16 protein-coding genes are annotated in these 15,667 nt (G+C 71.4%); 7 read left to right on the top strand and 9 right to left on the bottom strand.

What is annotated here, in order from left to right:
• Positions 1–7: 7 nt before the first annotated feature.
• Genes AB0N78_RS02880 through AB0N78_RS02855 form a run of 6 tightly spaced genes read right to left on the bottom strand, consistent with a single transcriptional unit; the run spans position 8 to position 4,666 of the window.
• The gene (locus AB0N78_RS02880) at positions 8–2,251 is read right to left on the bottom strand and encodes a polymorphic toxin type 15 domain-containing protein (RefSeq protein ID WP_363385588.1); all 2,244 of its coding nucleotides are present in this window, start codon (positions 2,249–2,251) and stop codon (positions 8–10) included.
• A gap of 4 nt (positions 2,252–2,255) precedes the next feature.
• On the bottom strand, positions 2,256–2,621 hold the full coding sequence (locus AB0N78_RS02875) for a DUF6507 family protein (RefSeq protein ID WP_363385586.1): 366 nt from the start codon (positions 2,619–2,621) through the stop codon (positions 2,256–2,258).
• Positions 2,622–2,631: 10 nt separating this feature from the next.
• Complete coding sequence (locus tag AB0N78_RS02870) at positions 2,632–2,967, bottom strand: hypothetical protein (RefSeq protein WP_363385583.1); 336 nt, start codon at positions 2,965–2,967, stop codon at positions 2,632–2,634.
• Positions 2,967–3,989: a DUF6177 family protein gene (locus tag AB0N78_RS02865; RefSeq protein WP_363385580.1), complete on the bottom strand. Its 1,023-nt coding sequence runs from the start codon at positions 3,987–3,989 to the stop codon at positions 2,967–2,969. Before AB0N78_RS02865 ends, AB0N78_RS02870 begins: the two co-directional genes overlap by 1 nt.
• 6 nt (positions 3,990–3,995) lie before the next feature.
• The gene (locus AB0N78_RS02860; RefSeq protein WP_168631737.1) at positions 3,996–4,304 is read right to left on the bottom strand and encodes a hypothetical protein; all 309 of its coding nucleotides are present in this window, start codon (positions 4,302–4,304) and stop codon (positions 3,996–3,998) included.
• Between the two features lie 20 nt (positions 4,305–4,324).
• The gene (locus AB0N78_RS02855; RefSeq protein ID WP_363385577.1) at positions 4,325–4,666 is read right to left on the bottom strand and encodes a hypothetical protein; all 342 of its coding nucleotides are present in this window, start codon (positions 4,664–4,666) and stop codon (positions 4,325–4,327) included.
• 163 nt (positions 4,667–4,829) lie between these two features.
• Here AB0N78_RS02855 and AB0N78_RS02850 point away from each other — a divergent pair, with 163 nt between their 5' ends.
• Genes AB0N78_RS02850 through AB0N78_RS02820 form a run of 7 tightly spaced genes read left to right on the top strand, consistent with a single transcriptional unit; the run spans position 4,830 to position 13,312 of the window.
• Complete coding sequence (locus tag AB0N78_RS02850) at positions 4,830–5,399, top strand: T6SS immunity protein Tdi1 domain-containing protein (protein ID WP_363385575.1); 570 nt, start codon at positions 4,830–4,832, stop codon at positions 5,397–5,399.
• A gap of 10 nt (positions 5,400–5,409) precedes the next feature.
• Positions 5,410–6,234: an FHA domain-containing protein gene (locus AB0N78_RS02845; RefSeq protein WP_363385572.1), complete on the top strand. Its 825-nt coding sequence runs from the start codon at positions 5,410–5,412 to the stop codon at positions 6,232–6,234.
• On the top strand, positions 6,231–6,740 hold the full coding sequence (locus AB0N78_RS02840) for a hypothetical protein (protein WP_363385570.1): 510 nt from the start codon (positions 6,231–6,233) through the stop codon (positions 6,738–6,740). Before AB0N78_RS02845 ends, AB0N78_RS02840 begins: the two co-directional genes overlap by 4 nt.
• Positions 6,737–8,005: an EsaB/YukD family protein gene (locus AB0N78_RS02835; protein WP_363385567.1), complete on the top strand. Its 1,269-nt coding sequence runs from the start codon at positions 6,737–6,739 to the stop codon at positions 8,003–8,005. The genes AB0N78_RS02840 and AB0N78_RS02835 overlap by 4 nt, the downstream gene beginning before the upstream one ends.
• Positions 8,005–8,841, top strand: coding sequence for a cellulose synthase operon protein YhjQ/BcsQ (locus AB0N78_RS02830; RefSeq protein WP_363385565.1), 837 nt, complete (start codon positions 8,005–8,007; stop codon positions 8,839–8,841). The genes AB0N78_RS02835 and AB0N78_RS02830 overlap by 1 nt, the downstream gene beginning before the upstream one ends.
• Positions 8,838–12,764, top strand: a complete 3,927-nt coding sequence (gene eccCa / locus AB0N78_RS02825; protein WP_363385562.1) for a type VII secretion protein EccCa — start codon at positions 8,838–8,840, stop codon at positions 12,762–12,764. Before AB0N78_RS02830 ends, eccCa begins: the two co-directional genes overlap by 4 nt.
• Positions 12,761–13,312: a hypothetical protein gene (locus tag AB0N78_RS02820; protein ID WP_363385560.1), complete on the top strand. Its 552-nt coding sequence runs from the start codon at positions 12,761–12,763 to the stop codon at positions 13,310–13,312. Before eccCa ends, AB0N78_RS02820 begins: the two co-directional genes overlap by 4 nt.
• On the opposite strand, the gene AB0N78_RS02815 is transcribed toward AB0N78_RS02820, so the two are convergent.
• From AB0N78_RS02815 to AB0N78_RS02805, 3 genes are all read right to left on the bottom strand, one after another.
• Complete coding sequence (locus tag AB0N78_RS02815; RefSeq protein WP_363385557.1) at positions 13,248–13,526, bottom strand: helix-turn-helix transcriptional regulator; 279 nt, start codon at positions 13,524–13,526, stop codon at positions 13,248–13,250. The genes AB0N78_RS02820 and AB0N78_RS02815 overlap by 65 nt on opposite strands.
• Positions 13,526–14,161, bottom strand: coding sequence for a hypothetical protein (locus AB0N78_RS02810; protein ID WP_363385555.1), 636 nt, complete (start codon positions 14,159–14,161; stop codon positions 13,526–13,528). The genes AB0N78_RS02815 and AB0N78_RS02810 overlap by 1 nt, the downstream gene beginning before the upstream one ends.
• 66 nt (positions 14,162–14,227) lie before the next feature.
• Positions 14,228–15,637: a GNAT family N-acetyltransferase gene (locus AB0N78_RS02805; RefSeq protein WP_363385552.1), complete on the bottom strand. Its 1,410-nt coding sequence runs from the start codon at positions 15,635–15,637 to the stop codon at positions 14,228–14,230.
• Positions 15,638–15,667 lie beyond the last annotated feature (30 nt).

The following is a 15,667-nucleotide window of genomic DNA, read 5'->3' as shown; positions in this document are numbered from 1 at the left end:
GCCTCGCTCACCTCGCACCCACCATGTCCTTGACGGTCAGCTTCACGGTAATGCGGATGTCGCCGAGCAGCTCAGCCGGCACCCCGGAGCGGGACAACTGGAGCATCAGTTGGCGCCGCATGCTGACCGCCAAGCCGCTGGAACTCCACTGGCTGCCGATCGAACGGTTGACCCCGGCATCGCCCATCCCGGTGAACTGGGCCGGGTTCCCACCTGCACGCTGATCCGGGCCGTGCAGCGGGTCCTGGTCGGCCAGGGTCGCCTTCGCTTGGGCTCGGGCGTCGCTGGCACTGAGTCCGAACTCCTCCCGCAGACGGCCCGCGAGCAGGGTGATCTCCCGACGGCGGTAGGACGCCTGGTTGTCGACCCGCTCGGTGAAGGAGTTGGCGCGGTCGGCCCACTCGTGCGCACTCATCTGGTTCAGCGCCCGCTGCTGGAGGCCAACCTGGCGCTCGAACTCGGCGAAGTCGTGCTCGGGTTGGTTGCGGGTGAACTCGATCCGAGCCGGTTCGGCCAGTCGCAGCACGCCGTCGTCCACCACGATCTTGCCGGAGTCGACATAGGGCTGGAGCTGCTCGGGGATCTGCCCGTCGACGAGTCGGCCACTGTGGGTCAATCCGCTGGGGGAGTCGACATCGGGGTTCACGGTGCCGATGTTGCCGTGCTCGCCCCGGGGGGTGGCGTCGTAGTGCGGGTGTGCGGGGTCGTAGCGGGGGTCGTTCCACAGCTGCTGGGGCACCTGGCGGACGTCGGGCTTGCCCCAGCGGTGGTCCCCGGCCCAGTCCGGCGGGTTCGTGTGCGTGCGGTCAGGGCCGTAGATCGAGTCCGACACCCGCTGTGTGCCGGTGGGGAGGGGTGTGTGTCCGCGGGTGTGCCCGCCGTTGTCCATCATGGCCAGCAGCCCGGAGGGGTTCACCCGGACGCCGTTCACCCCGGCGGTGGCGACTTGGCCGGGATGCAGACCGCGCAGCATGTCGTCCAGGCCGAAGCGGATCGCGTGGCTCAGGCCGGTGACCACCTTGACCCCGCCCTTGATTGCCCAGGACCCGCCCTGCACGGCGAACTCGGATACCGCACCGGCGATCCGGGCGACCTTGGCACCGATGGACCCGGTCTTGAGTCCGGCACCGACCTGGCCGGCGCCGGGGATGAAGAAGGTGCCGACGCTGAGCACCGCATTGGTCCCGGCGGCCACCCCGTCCTCGGACCAGGCGTGCCAGGGGTCGTCCTGGTTGTGCGGGTCGTAGCCGACCAGACTGCCGAAGCCGCTGAGCACGGTCATCGAGCGGTCGTACATGAAGTCGGAGAAGTCGTTGTCGTTGTTGCCGGTGGCGGCCATCCCGGCAGCGACCCAGCCGACGGGGGAGGCCAGCAGCAGGGTGGAGCCGACCAGGTCGCCCAGTCCGCCCCAGGCCTGACCCCAGCCGGTGCCGGTGAAGAAGTCGCCGTTCTCCGGGTTGTAGCCGAGCAGCAGCATTCCGGCACCCTCGGCCAGGCCGGTGCCGAAGTCCGCGGCACCCTTGCCCACCGACTCGCGGCAGTTGCGATCCTCGGTGGCGGCGCTACCCCAGGGCATGGCGGCGTCCGGTGCGGTGAAGGCCTCGGCGGGGATCGCCTCCACCGGCACCATGCACATGCCCTCGACCAGCCCGTTGATCGCGTTGGCGGCGGTGGCGACCGCGGCGGTGATCTCGGACAGTATCCCGGCGTACTGCTCCAGCAGCGCGTTGTTGCGGTCCACCGACGGCCCGTGCTCGTTCCAGGGGACGGTGACCTGCTCCTCGTCCACACCGGGCACCCAGTCGAAGGCCCAGGCCAGGTGGTCGCCGACACTGGCATCTTTCGCATCCGAGGCGTCGACGGTCACCCCGTTGATCACCGAGGCGCGGAAGGTCGCGGCCTCGTCCTCGACGCTGTGCAGTCGACTCTTCAGACCTTCCAGGGTGGAGGCGTAGGTATCTAGATGCCCAGCGACCTGGTCGAAGGTGCTCTTCACCTCGCCCGCAGAGGTCACCGCGGGGTCCATCAGCGTGTACACCCGGTCCTGCTCGGGTGCCTGGTAGGGGCCGTTCAACCGGCTCCAGCTGGTGTGGATGGTGTCGGTCTTCTCCGTGATGGCGGTGCCGAAGCCGCGCATCGTGGTGGCCGACTCAGTGATCCGGCTGGTGTCCAGGTCGCCGGCGCGGGCGGGGAAGGCCTCGGGGTTGATCAGGCCGCCGTCGGCCACGCACATCGTGTCGGTGATGGTCATCGCGTCACCCCTGGTACCCGTGGTCGACGAAGTACTGGAAGTCGCCGGACTCAGCCGACTTGAGGAGCTCGGCCTGGTAGGTGCCGGACATCTCCTCCTGGCCGTTGTTGTAGGCGATCACCGCGTTGGCCACCCCGAGGGTTCCGGCGGTGACCCGGTTGCCGATATTCGCCAGGTGGGTGCTCTGGTCGGAGAGCACGGCATTGACCGCGGTGGCGACCTCGGCGGTGAGTGCGCCACCCCAGCTCAGACCGTCCAGCACGCCCTGGAACGTGTCCTCGGTGAGGGCGGTGCCCAGCTCCTCGGCGGTGACCTGCACATCGGAGAGCACCGACTGCACCTCGGCCGGCTGGATCTTCCATCCGCTCATCGATTCCTCCTCAGATCCGGTCCCGGACGACGCCACCGACCAGCGCGGCGAGCTGCTCGGCCACGGCGCGACCGGCGGTGGGGTCCCCGAAGGGGATGGTCAGATCGGTCCACAGCGTGAACTCCTGCGGTGCCCGGGCAGCGCTGGCTGCGACGTGGAACCGGTCGACGACCGGTCGGCTGGTCCAGACGCTGAGCAGTCCGCGGCCTTGAGCGTCGACCACCTGGCGGACCAGGCCGTCGTGGAACTCCAGCAGGCTGCCGTCCGGGTGCGCGTCGGCGGCGGCCCGGGCCAGAGTGTCGGCGGTCGGGGCCCGGTCGGAGAACAGCACGAGTTCGGTGGGCATCAGCCGTCCATCCCGACCGCGGTGGCGATCTTCTGTGGCCCGATGTCATGGGCGAAGGCGAGCAACTGCGCCCACAGTCCGACATCCGGGCGACTGAACCGGACGAGGAGGCTGGGGGTGCGGCTGCGGCCGAGCACGGTCAGGTCGTGGTCGGCGGACAGGGCGTCGATGTCCAGGCCGAGGTCGTGGACGCCGCGGGGGCCGATCAGCACCGCCAGCGGCACCTCCGGGAACGAGCCGGTGGGCCGGGTGTACAGCCCGGCGTCCATCTCGGACAGGGAGACGAACGCGATGGTGGGCTGGTGCTGGTCGGCGACGTCGGTCAACGCCCGGGTGGCGGTCGCCAGCACCCGGTCCAGGCGGCGCGGGTAAAGACCGTGGGTCACCCCGCCCTTGACGTGGTGCAGCAGCCCGGTGCGGGTGCGGGCCACATCCAGGTCGAGGTAGGACCCGGGCCGCCAGGCATGCAGCACCGGGCTGACCGGCATCCGCTCGCGCACTGCGGCGGTGACGGCGGCCGGGTCCCAGGGGGCGAGCAGCGGCTCGGCGGGCCCCCACAGCTGGGGCAGGTCGCCACCCAGACCGGTGAGCACCGTCTCGGCCAGCGGCCCCACGCTGACATCGGCCTCGGCCCGGGTGTGGGCGTGCACATCAAAGAGCAGCACGCCGTACCGCCCGGAGACCCGCTCGGGGTCCCATTGGTAGCCGGGCAACCGGGGACGGTCGGTGCCGGAGCGCCGCCACAGGTCCTCGACCCGATCGGTGCGGTAGCCGGAGAGCCCGTCGTAGACGCCGCTGGGATCGCGTACCAGCCAGTACCCACCCGACCGGCGCATCGCGGCCGCGACAAAGGGCGACAGGCTCGCCTTTGCCTCGGTGAGCAGCACCGGCTTGAGACCGTCGGTGACGGCGGCCTCCAGGAAGGTGGCGAGTGGGGCTGTGAGCAGCACGCGCTCAGTCGAACTGGCGTAGAGCGCGTACTCCTCGGTCCACTCGTCCGCGACGGGGTGGACGATCTGCATGGTCAGTCAGTCCGGGATGGCGGCGGCGGCGCGCTGGAGACCGCGCCGGGCGATCTCATCGTTCTCGGCCAGCGAGTTGCGGATGGCGCTGATGATGCCGCGCACCTCGGTGCCCGCCGCGTTCCATTGGGCCTCGACCCCGGCATAGCGGTCCGAGACGCCATCGGCGGAGTAGACGGCCATCGCGGCCTTGACGTCCTGGTCGCGACGGGCCAGTGCGGCCTCCAACGCGGCGGCGGCCCGCTCGAAGTTCGACTGCGCCGACTGGGAGGCGGCGATGTCGTAGTCATTCCGGTCGATCTGGTTGCTCGACATGATCAGTCCTCTCAGCCCTCTCAGCGGGGTGCGAACTTGGAGGTGTCGGCACCCGCGAAGTCCGCGGCGCCCTCGGCGGAGTGGTGGGTGTCGGCACCCTCGTCCGCTGCGGTGACGAAGGCGAGGTTCTGCCCGGAGATCGACTGCGTGATGCCGACCAGCGCGTTCGACAGCGTGGCGGCGACCTCGTCGGTGCGCTCTTTGAAGGAGATGAAGGCGGCCTTGGCGGTGCCGTTGAAGGTGCCCTCCAGCGGCTCGGCGGCGTCCACCAGATTGCGGACCAACTGCGCGAGGTCGTCGGACTCGGTGGAGGTCTTGCGGCCGAGCACCTGAAGTGCATCGGCTTCCATGGCGAATTTCATGGCTCTCCTCGTAGTCTTCTGGGCGATTTGTCCCGACCCGCGCACGACCGTAAACGAGTTCCACCGTCACGGCCAGGCAGACACCCAGTCAGGGGACAGCCGACTCGCGCCCGCCGCTCAGACAGGTACCGTCGGGCCGGAACCACCCCCCGCGAGGAGACCGATGCCGACATTCGCGCAGTTCAGCCAGGCAACACCGCTCGACCCGGCGGCGCTGGAGCGTTACGCCGGACGGGTGCCCGCGCCGGTGCTCGCCGCGTGGACGGAGCACGGCTCGGGGCTGGTCGGGCAGGACGGATACGTCCGCCTGCTCGACCCTGACCACGCGCTTCGCATGCTCGACGGTGTGATCGGCATGCCCGAGACCGCGGTGCCGGTGTTCATCACCGGAATGGGTGACCTGCTGCTCTGGATCGAGCCGGTGTTCCACCTGGTGCGCTTCCGCTGGGGCACCATCGAGGCCTTCAGCGCCGACCCCGACCGACTGATCGCCGACCTGCAACGTCCGGAGGTGTTGGACGACCTGTTGGAGCGCCGTCCGTACACCGAGGCGGTGGCCCGGCTCGGTATCCCCGGCATCGACCAGTGCTTCGGCTACGTCCCGCTGCTCGGACTCGGGGGCAGCACCGACTCCACTCACCTGGATCTGGGCGGGCTGTGGGAGCACCTGGCGTTGATCGTGCACCTGACTGGGATTCCCGGACCACGACGATCACCGGACGACGCGGGATGAGACCCCGCCGATGACCGCCACCCCGACGGGCCGCAGCGCCGGGGTGCGAGCCTTCAGACCGGTCCCGGTCGGCGACCCGAGCACCCGGGTCTCCGGTGGGGACCGTTCCGCCGTGCCCGTGGACGCGCTGCTGGCCGCGAGCGCACCACCACAGGGCTTGCTCCGGGCCTGGTGGGCGATCGACGGACTCCTGGTGTTCGCTGCCGCAGCGCTCGGGTTGCTGCACTGGTCCGTGGGGTTAATCGCTGTGCTAGTGGTCGTCGCGGTAGAGGTCGATGACCTGACCCGGACCGGGCGGACCGTCGGGCACCGTCTGCTCGGGCTGCGCAGCGTCGACGTGGACACCGCACTGCCGCCGCGGCGCGGGATGCGGCACTGGATCACCGTGGACCTGCGGGCCGGTGCCGACCCGTTGGCACTGTTCCCATTGGCGGTGCCCCGGCTGCCCGGCGGACCGGACCTGTGGTCACCTCGACGGGCGGAGAGCGCGGCGGCGGTGGCGGTGCTGGTGGACGACGGCACCGTGCTGGCCATCGCCGGGCCCACCGTCCTGGGTCGTTCCCCGCATGATCCGACCCACGCGGTCGCCCGGGTGACCGACCTGAGCCGCACTCTGTCCCGCAATCACGTGCTACTCGACCCGGTGGACGCCGGGGTGCGGGTGACCGATCTCGGCTCGGCGAATGGCACCGCGGTGGCCGGACCCGGTGAGGCATTCCGGGCTCTGGAGCCGCACCGGGGCGTGGTGGTGCCGCTGGGCGCGCGGATCGCCATCGGGGAGCGGGTGCTGCTGCTGGCCGATCCGACCGCCGTCGCCACGGGGGTGCTGTCGTGATCGACCGGGATCAGATCCTGCTGGAGTCCACCCGCACCCACCGGGAGCGGGTCAGCTCGGCACTGATGTTCGGGGCACTCGACCAGCGGCGCACGGTGCCGACCAATCTAGGACGATTCGTCGGATCGGTGGTGCTGGCCGCGATGGCTGGTGTCGGCTGCCTGGGGTTCTCCTTTGTCAAGGATCAGCTGGACAACAGGCGGGAGACCAGCGCGGTGGAGTCGTTGACCGCGGCGATGGCTGCCAACCCGCTGCCTACCTCGGACACGCTGACCGCCGATGAGGAGACCGGGTTTCTGCGTGATCGGACCACTGGTGAGCTGATCGACCCGCGCACCGGCTTCCCCGTCGACGAGGACACCGGCTACGTGCGCAACCCGGACGGGCAGCTGATCGACCCACGCACCGGGTGGTTCGTGGACCCGGCGTCTGGCTATCTGACCGACCCGTCCAGTGGGGTGACCGTCGACCCGGTGTCGATGCGTGTGGTGGAGGAGGACCAGTGAGCGGTGGCTACACCCGGTTGACCGTGCAGGGGGCGGCGCGCAAGGCCGATGTGGTGCTGCCCGATGACGAGCCGGTGGCCGCATTGCTGCCGCCGCTGCTCGACCTGCTCGCCGAGGATCGCTCCGGATCGGGTCGCCCGGTCACTTTGACCACGCTGCTCGGTCAGCAGGTCGACCTGACCCGCACGCTGGCCGAACAAGAGCTGGCCCAGGGCACGCTGCTGCGGGTAGTTCGGGTTGACCAGGCACCGCCACCCCCGGAGGTCGCCGATGTCACCGACGTGGTGGCCGAGGCACTGGCGGAGCGCGCGGACCGGTGGCAGCCGGTGTGGGGACAGGCGGCGGTGTCCGCGGTGGCGGCGGCGACCGGGTGGCTGGCCGTCACTCAGCTGGATCGGGCGTCCGCGACCTGGGCGGTGGTGGTGGCGACCGGGCTCGGTGCGGTGCTGGCCCGACTGCGGCGCTTCGGTTCGGCCTGGGCGCTGGCGGCAGCGGCCTCGGGTGGTGCGGTGGCGCTGGCCCCGATGCTGGACCTGGCGCTACCCACCGCGCTGACCGGCTGGGCAGTGCTCGGCGTGGTGGCGGCGGTGGTGGGTGGACTCGGTGCCGGGCGGGTGTCCGCGGGGCTCGGTGGACTGACCGCGGTGCTGCTGAGCGCGGTGGTGCCGGTGCTGGAGCCGATGGCCGGCGAGTCCGGGGCGCTCGCAGTCGCCGGGGTGCTGGCGGTGCTGGTGCTGGGCGTGCTCCCGGGGGTGGCGATGACCGCCTCCGGGTTGAACGGGCTGGACGACCGCGCGGTGGAGGGACGGCGGCCGGGCCGTCGCCGGGTGCTGCACGCGGTCAGTGAGACCTACCGCGGGTTGACCTGGGCCACGGTGGCAGCTGCCGGAGTGGTGGCGGTGACTGGGTGGTCGTTGGTGCGCGGCCAGGGGGTGTGGTCAACGGTGCTCGGTGGCCTGCTCGGGCTGCTGGTGCTGCTGCGCGCCCGGGTGCTGCCGCTGGCTCCGCAACGGTTGGCGCTGATCGCCGCTGGGGTCGCGGTGGCGGTGGGTTGGGCGCTGACCCGCACGCCCGAGGCGGTGCTGATCGGCTCCGCGGTGGTGCTCCTGGTCGCGGTGGTGGTCTCCGGGCTGCGCACCACCGGACCGCTGGCCGCCCGTCTGCGCCGACTGGCCTCGGTGGTGGAGCTGCTGGCGGTGCTGGCGACGGTGCCGCTGGTGCTAGCGATGCTCGGGGTGTTCGGCGATCTGGTCGGGACGTTCTGATGGGGGTGATCGCCCGGGTGCTGGCCTCCGCGTTGCCGGAGCGGGTCGCGCAGTTCACCGCCTTGGACGCTCGGGTCCGGGCACCGCTGGCGCTCAGTAGTCGGATCGGGGTGGTGGGGGTCTCCGGCGGTGCCGGGTGCTCGACGGTCGCCGGGCTACTCGCGTCCACGCTGGCGGCACGGCGGGAGCACCGGGTGCTGGCGGTGAACGCCTCCGCCGGGAACCGGTCGCTGCTCTGGCACGCCGGGTGCACCGTCGCCGCGGGCACCACCGCCGAGCGGGACGCCACCCGACGGGCCGCCCGCAGCGGTGCGGAAGTGACAGCGGGCCTGGTGCGCACGCCGGTGGGGCTGTGCTGCCTGGACCTGGCCGAGGACACCGGACCGGTGGCGGCCGACCGCTGGTGGCGGGCACTGGGACCGGCCGGTCGGTTCTTCGATCTGGTGGTGACCGACTGGGGTGCCCGCAGCGGTGCCGACATCGGTGCCGCCGTCTCTGCCTCCTCGGTGCTGTGCGTGGTGGCGGAGGCCGAACGCGGATCGTTGCAGCACGCGGTGGATCTGGCCGCCGCCACCGGGCTGCCCGCGGTGATTGCGGCGGTGGATCTGCGGGGTGCTCGGCCGCGCTGGCTGCGGGAGCTGGCCGAGCGGTCCATGACCCCGGTGGTGCCAGTTCCGCACGACCCCGGGCACGGGTCGCCCCGTCCGCTGCCGTCCGCGCGGTTGTCGGCCGCCAGCAGCCTGGCGGTGCTCACGCTGGCCGCCGCACTGGTTGATGCGGCCACGCCGGTGACGGCGAGCGCAGCTCACACGACCTCCGCGGAGGTGCAGCGATGACCACCACCGTGGTGCACCGCCCGACCCGCTCCACTGTCCCGCTCACCCCGCCGGGGGAGAAGGTGCTCGCCGCGCCGCCCCCGCTGGAGGACGACCGGGGTGGCCGCACCCCCTTGCAGTTCCTGTTGCCGGTGGTCGGGGCGATGTCCTCGGTGGTGATGATGGTGGTGCTGCGCAACGGGCAGCCACTGTTCCTGGTGGTGGCGGCGCTGGTGTTCGTGGTGGCGATCATCGGTGGGGTCGGATTCGCGTTGACCAGCCGGGGCCGGGCCGCCCGCCAGGCACGTAACCGCCGGGAGCAGTACCTGGACTATCTGGAGCGGCTGCGCGGGGAGCTGACCGCCGAGTCCGCCATCGCCCGCGACCGGGCGGTCATTCTGCACCCCGACCCGCCCGCCCTGGCCGGGGTGGCCCGCGACCCGGCCCGGGTCTGGGAACGCCGCCGCCGGGACGCGGACTACCTGGCTGCCCGGGTCGGCGTCGGCCCGGTGCCGTGGTTCGTCCTGCGGGTGCCACCGCCGGAGTCACCGGTGCAGCCGCATGACCCGATGATGTCCGCCGAGGTCGATCTGGTCACCGAGCAGTTCGCCCTGGTGGAGGCGATGCCGGTGCCGGTCGACCTGCGCGCAGCCGGGGTGGTCGCGGTGGTCGGCGACCGCAGCCGGACCGTGCCGCTGGTGCGTGCGCTGCTGCTGCAACTGGCCGTCGCGCACAGTCCGGACGATCTGAGCATGGCCGCCGCCTACCCCGAGGAGCGCGCCACCGACTGGGCCGGGCTCGACCTGTTGCCGCACGTCCAGGACCCCGACGTCTTTGACGGGCCGGTGCCCGCCCGCCGGGTCGCCCCGGATCTGCCCACCTTGAGCCGGGTGCTGGGCCGGACCCTGGGGGAGCGGCTGCAGCATGCCCGCGCCGCCCGCCGCACGGGTGCCGTGAGCGCACCCGCCGCCCGCCTGGTGGTGGTGACCGACGACCACGGTGGTCGGGCCCAGGCGCTCGCGGTGCCCGGCGCGGACCCCCGGGCGCTCGGCATCTGCACCGTGCACCTGGTGGACGCCCAGCTGGACGAGCCGGAGGACGTCGACATCCGGATCGTCCTGGACCAGGACGGTGCCACGCTCACCACCGCACCGGGCACCGCCGCTGCCACCGAGACCCGCTTCACCCCGGATCTGGTCGGTGCGGCGCTGTTCACCGCCACCACCCGAGTGCTCGCAGCGCTGCGCACCGCCCAGGTGCTGGCCCCGGATGAGGACGACGACCGGACACCGGCGGTGCACGACATGCTCGGCATCGGGGGAGGCCCGCAGCAGGGTGGGCTGGACCCCGCGCAGCTCTGGGCGTCCCGCGAGCCGGAGGACTTCCTGCGAGTGCCCTTCGGGTGGGACGACGCCGGTACCCCTGTGGAGCTGGACCTGAAGGAGTCGGCGCAGCTCGGCATGGGTCCGCACGGCATCTGCGTCGGGGCCACCGGCTCCGGCAAGTCGGAGATGCTGCGCACACTGCTGCTCTCCCTGGCGCTGACCCACCCGCCCGAGGATCTGGCGATGATCCTGGTCGACTACAAGGGTGGTGCGGCCTTCGCCCCGCTCGCCCCGCTGCCGCATCTGGCCGGATTGATCGACAACCTGGCGGACGACGCGCAGCTGACCACCCGGGCCCGCTCCTCCATCGCCGGGGAGGTGCTGCGTCGTCAGCGCATCCTCAAGGACGCCGGGTCACTGCCCTCGATTACCGCCTACCGCCGGTTGCGCGCCACCGAGCGCCCGGAGCTGCCGCCGCTGCCGCACCTGTTCCTGGTGATCGACGAGTTCGGTGAGCTGCTGACCGCCGAGCCGGAGTTCATCGACCTGTTCCTGCAGATCGGCCGGATCGGGCGCTCCATCGGGGTGCACTTGCTGCTGTCCAGCCAGCGGGTGGAGGGCGGCAAGCTGCGCGGACTGGACACCTACCTGTCCTACCGGCTCGGCCTGCGCACCTTCTCCGAGAGCGAGTCGCAGGTGGTGCTCAACACCGTCGATGCGTATCACCTGCCCGCGCTGCCCGGCTACGGCTACCTCAAAGTCGACACCAGCGTGTACACCCGGTTCCGCGCGGGCTACGTCTCCGGCCCCGCCGGTCGGGTCGAGGACCCCGGCACCGACCCCACCGACCTGGTGCTGCCGGTGCCGACTTATCACGGTCTGCGTGGCCGCTCCGGTGGGTCGACCACGGCGCTGCCCGATGAGGACGGCCCCAGTCTGGTCGACGAGGTGGTGCGACGACTGCGCGCCCCGGACCGTGCCGTGCGACCGGTGTGGCTGTCCCCGCTGCCGGACCGGGTGGGGCTGGGCGCGGTGGTCGACCAGGCCGATCGCGGCGGTGCCGGGCTGTCCGCGGTGATCGGACTCGTGGACGACCCCGCACGGCAGGCCCAGGAACCCTGGCGGCTGGACCTCACCCGCGCTGGTGGGCATGTGGCGGTGATCGGCGCGCCCCAGTCCGGTCGGACCACCGTGCTGCGCACCCTGGCCAGCTCCCTGGCACTGACCGCCACCCCGCGCCAGGTCGCGGTGTACGGGATGGACCTGACCGGCGGTGGTCTGACCCGGATCGAAGGCTTCCCGCATGTCGGCGGCGTCGCCACCCGCGCGCACCGGGAGCGACTGATCCGCTTGCTGGAAGAGCTGACCGGCATGCTGCGCCAGCGCGAACAGGTGTTCCGCGACCGCGGCATCGATTCGGTGGCCCAGCTGCGCACCTGGCATGCCGAAGGGCGACTGCCGGAGCTGCCCGCTGCGGAGGTGGTGCTGCTGGTGGACGGCTACGGACAGCTGCGCACCGACTTCCCGGAGCTGGAGGACCCGTTCGTCTCCGTGCTGCAACGGGCCGCGTCCTTCGGGATCCACCTGGTGCTCGGCCTGACCCGGTGGAGCGATGTTCGGATGGCGCACCAGTCGCTGATCGGCACCCGGATCGAGCTGCGGCTCAACGACCCGGCGGACTCCTCCGTGGACCGCAAATTGTCCGCCACCATCACCCCCGAGACCCCGGGCCGGGCGCTGTTGGACGACAAGCGCTTCGGGCAGGTCGCCCTGCCGGTGCTGGACGCGGTCGCCGATGACGTGATCGGCGTCGAACTGGAGGAGCTGGCGGCCCGCACCGCCGCCGCCTGGTCCGGACCCGCCGCCGCGCCGATCCGCCTGCTGCCCACCACCGTCGACCCCGCCGACCTCCCGGACCGGTTCGATGAGCCGGAGTCGATCCCGCTCGGGCTCCGCCAGGACACGATGGACGCTGCCCTGTGGGAGCTGACTGCCGACGAGCCGCATCTGCTGGTGCTCGGCGACACCCGCAGCGGCAAATCCACCCTGCTGCGCACGCTGGCGGTCGGGCTCCAGGACCGGTTCACCGCCGATGAGGTCACCATCGCCGTGATGGACGTGCGTGGGCAGGTGCCGGAGGTGATCGGCGAGGACTACCTGGCGGCGCACGCCCGCAGTCCGCAACAGGCCCGGGGCCTGGCGGCCTCCATCGCCGCGGAGCTGGACAAGCGCCCGACCCGCGATGACCGCACCCGCGCCCGTGAACCTCGGATTGTCCTGTTGGTCGATGACCACGACGTGATCGCCGCCGGGGGAGTCGACCCGCTGGAGCCCCTGCTGCCGTACCTGCCCAGCGCCCGCGACCTCAAGCTGCATGTGGTGCTCACCCGCCCGGTGGCCGGTGCGGGGCGGGCACTGTTCGGGCAGTCCCTACAGATCGTCCGGGACACCGGGGCCTCCACCCTGATCATGTCCGGCGAGCGCTCGGAGGGACCGCTGGTCGGACGGGTGCATGCCGAGCGGTTCCCGGCCGGGCGGGGTCGCCTGGTGCGGCGCGGGCAATCACCAGTGATCGTGCAGACGGCGCTGACCCTCACCGGTGCGGAGGGGGAGCGGTGAGCACCCTGACCGTGGTCGGCACCGGTGGAGGCGTGGGCGTGACCACCGTGGCCGCACTGGCCTTCACCGGCGTGCGTGACCGCTCCGAGGGCGCGCCGTGGTTGGTCGGTCCACCCGAGGGTGACCTGGTGACCCGGGCCGGTGGCGATCAGGTGGCCCGGGTCCGGATGGAGCATGCGATCCGGGACGGTGGCGTGCTGCGCACCGATGCGTCGGTGGCCGAGCTGATCGGGCAGGGGACGGCGCTCGCGGTGGTCACCCCCTGGTCGCCGATCGGCCTGTCCGACGCCCGCACGGCGGTGGAGCGGGTCGCCGCCGTGGACCCGGCCGCTGTGCGCCGGACCGCTGTGGTGCTGGTGGGCCGTCGTGGCTGGCGGGGTGGTCGCACCGGGGCCGATGCCTGGCCGGACGCGGTGCCGGTGCTGCACCTGCCCTATGACGCCGCGCTGCACCGCCCCGGACCATTGCCCGCCGCGGACCGACTCACCCGCGCGTGCCGGGAGAGCGTGGCGGCGTGGCAGCAGCTGGCCGCCCGGTTGCTGGCGTGACCACCAACAGGTCGCCGACCTGACAGCCGAGCACATCGCAGATCGCGGTCAGGGTGGAGAACCGGATCGCCTTGGCACGGTCGTTCTTCAACACGGACAGGTTCACCACCGTCACCCCGACCAGCTCCGCCAGTCGGGCCAGTGTCATACCGCGTGCGGCCAGCAACTCGTCCAAGCGGCAGTGCACCCGGCCGGTGTCGTCCTGCGGGGGCATCAGACCAGACCCTCGGTGTCGCGCTGCATCCGCTCCCCGGCGCGGAACACCGCCGCCAACGCGCCGATGGCCATGGCCGCGAAGATCGGCAGCCAGGCGTGGGGACCGCTGATGATCGTGTCCTGGGACCAGGTCCGAAAGCCCTGGTCGCCGCCGATCTGCACGAGCGCCCAGTTGGACGTGAATCGGGTGCACATCAGGTTCAGCGCCCAGGCCACCGCGACGACCAGAGAGATCGCCGTGATGATCCAGGTGTTCCTCGGAGAAAAGAACTGCCCCCGCAAGAAGTTCCGGCTCAGGCCCGCCACCAGCAATGTCACCGTGATGGTGGCCAGCGGCACGACGACCACCGCGCCCACCGCCCAGACCGTCATGAACGCACCCAGGTCTGAGACTGCGACCTGCGCCGAGGGCACCCCGGCCTCGACCGGGCTGCCACCCTGCCCGAGCGGCAGCGGCACCTGTGCGCCGGACAGCAGCACAGTGACGTCCACCTCGCCCCCGCCGAGGAGTGGGATCAGTCCGCGGACCAGGAAGATCAGGTTCCACACCACGACGATCCCGCTAACCGCCAGCACACTCCACAGGTCGGCGGGTCGAGTGAACCACGGGGTGTTCTTCGGTGCAGGCTGCATCATCGCTCCATATCGTCGGTCGATAGCATCGAGAAACGATATGGTGGCACGAGGTTTGCGTCCAGTTCAGAGTGCTCGTGTCGTCGTCGGCCTGCGCGCTGCGAACTGTGCGCCGCGACCTGCCGCGGCCGCTAGCTCCTGAGTCTGGGCTCGGCCGGATGTCGCACCCGTCCGCGCCCGTCTGACCCATGGCCAAGTCCGCACCACTGCCGACGGCCACACTCCGCCGGTCGCCACCACCACGTCGACCTGCTCGCGTCGATCCGGGAACAGTCGTGCCCCCACCGTGTAGCGCGCATCGAAGCCCGGATCGAACAGCGGCGCGTCGGTCTGGGTGAACACATGGGTGATTGCCGCCAGTCGTCCCAGTGTGCCCGGGCTGAACGGGCGGAACTGCTCGGCGTAGGCGTCCAGGAACTTGAACCACGTGTCGCCCGAGCGCAGGAGGTAGCCGATCCACAGGGTGTGGTCGCCCGCGGCCAGCCGCAGTCCGATCAGGTCGCCCCGGGCTCGGAATGCGGCCACTGTCTGCCGGAACCAGTGCTCGCGGTTCGGATGCTGGCGCAGTGATGCGCCGCCGGTCTCCGTGCGTCCCTTCCATCCGGCATGCTGCAGCGCGATGAACTCGTCTTCCAGCGCGGGGTCGTCGCGCACTGGGTCGACCTGGGCGGGTGCGCCGAGCTCGCGTGCAATGCCTCGCAGGTGACGCCGCGTGTTGCGGGCGTCGTCCCGGGTGAGGTGCCCCAGGAGGAGTGGCAGGGGTTCGTCCCCGAGTGGGGCGCTGTGGCTGAGCACCGTGTGTCGGAGCGCGACGGGGGCCCAGGATCTGCGGCGATCCACCAGGGGCATCCGGGCGGCCGAGGTTGCCGCACCGATCGCGTCTGCCACCGGGCCTGTGCTGGGCAGGTGCTGCAATTGCACCAACCGGGGGAGTCCGGCCTCGCGCATTCCGTCGAGCAGGGCGCGGGCGGCGAGCGTGGGGTGATCTCGGTCGAGCAGCGGGTGGTGGCGGTCCGCATGGCTGGTCATGAAGTCGCCCCCTGTGGTCGTGGCCCGCCACGGGAGTCGGGGATGCACCGGTGTGGTGGTGACCGCCAGTACCCCCTGCCAGCTGCCGGCGTGTTCGGCGACGATCAGGCGGAGGGGCGCGGACTCCGAGAATCCGTGCCGCACCCCGGCGAGGAAGCGGGGGTCGAGGTAGGCGTTGGGGCTCACTGCACGATCGGCCAGCCGTTGCCATGCGGCGTGATCTAGGGAAGTCAGGTCGTCCAGACTCAGCACCCGTGTGCGCATGGTGTCTCCCGATGTGGTCGCGACCAGCAACCTAGGCAGTTCCTGTGGAGAGCGAGAGGGCGAAATGGGTGACAAAACGGGTGAAACCGGGCGGGCTGTGTCCAGGTTCGTCTCGCTCTTCGGGCCGCGCTGTGGCGAGTGGCCTGGGCGGATGTACTCAGCTGACGCGCCGACGTCCATCATTCGGACAAGCGTCTCAAGTCGCCCGAATCG

It is taken from the genome of Cellulomonas sp. NPDC089187 (genome assembly GCF_040685135.1).
Lineage (GTDB): Bacteria > Actinomycetota > Actinomycetes > Actinomycetales > Cellulomonadaceae > Cellulomonas.
This window is presented reverse-complemented; position numbering and strand designations above follow the sequence as displayed.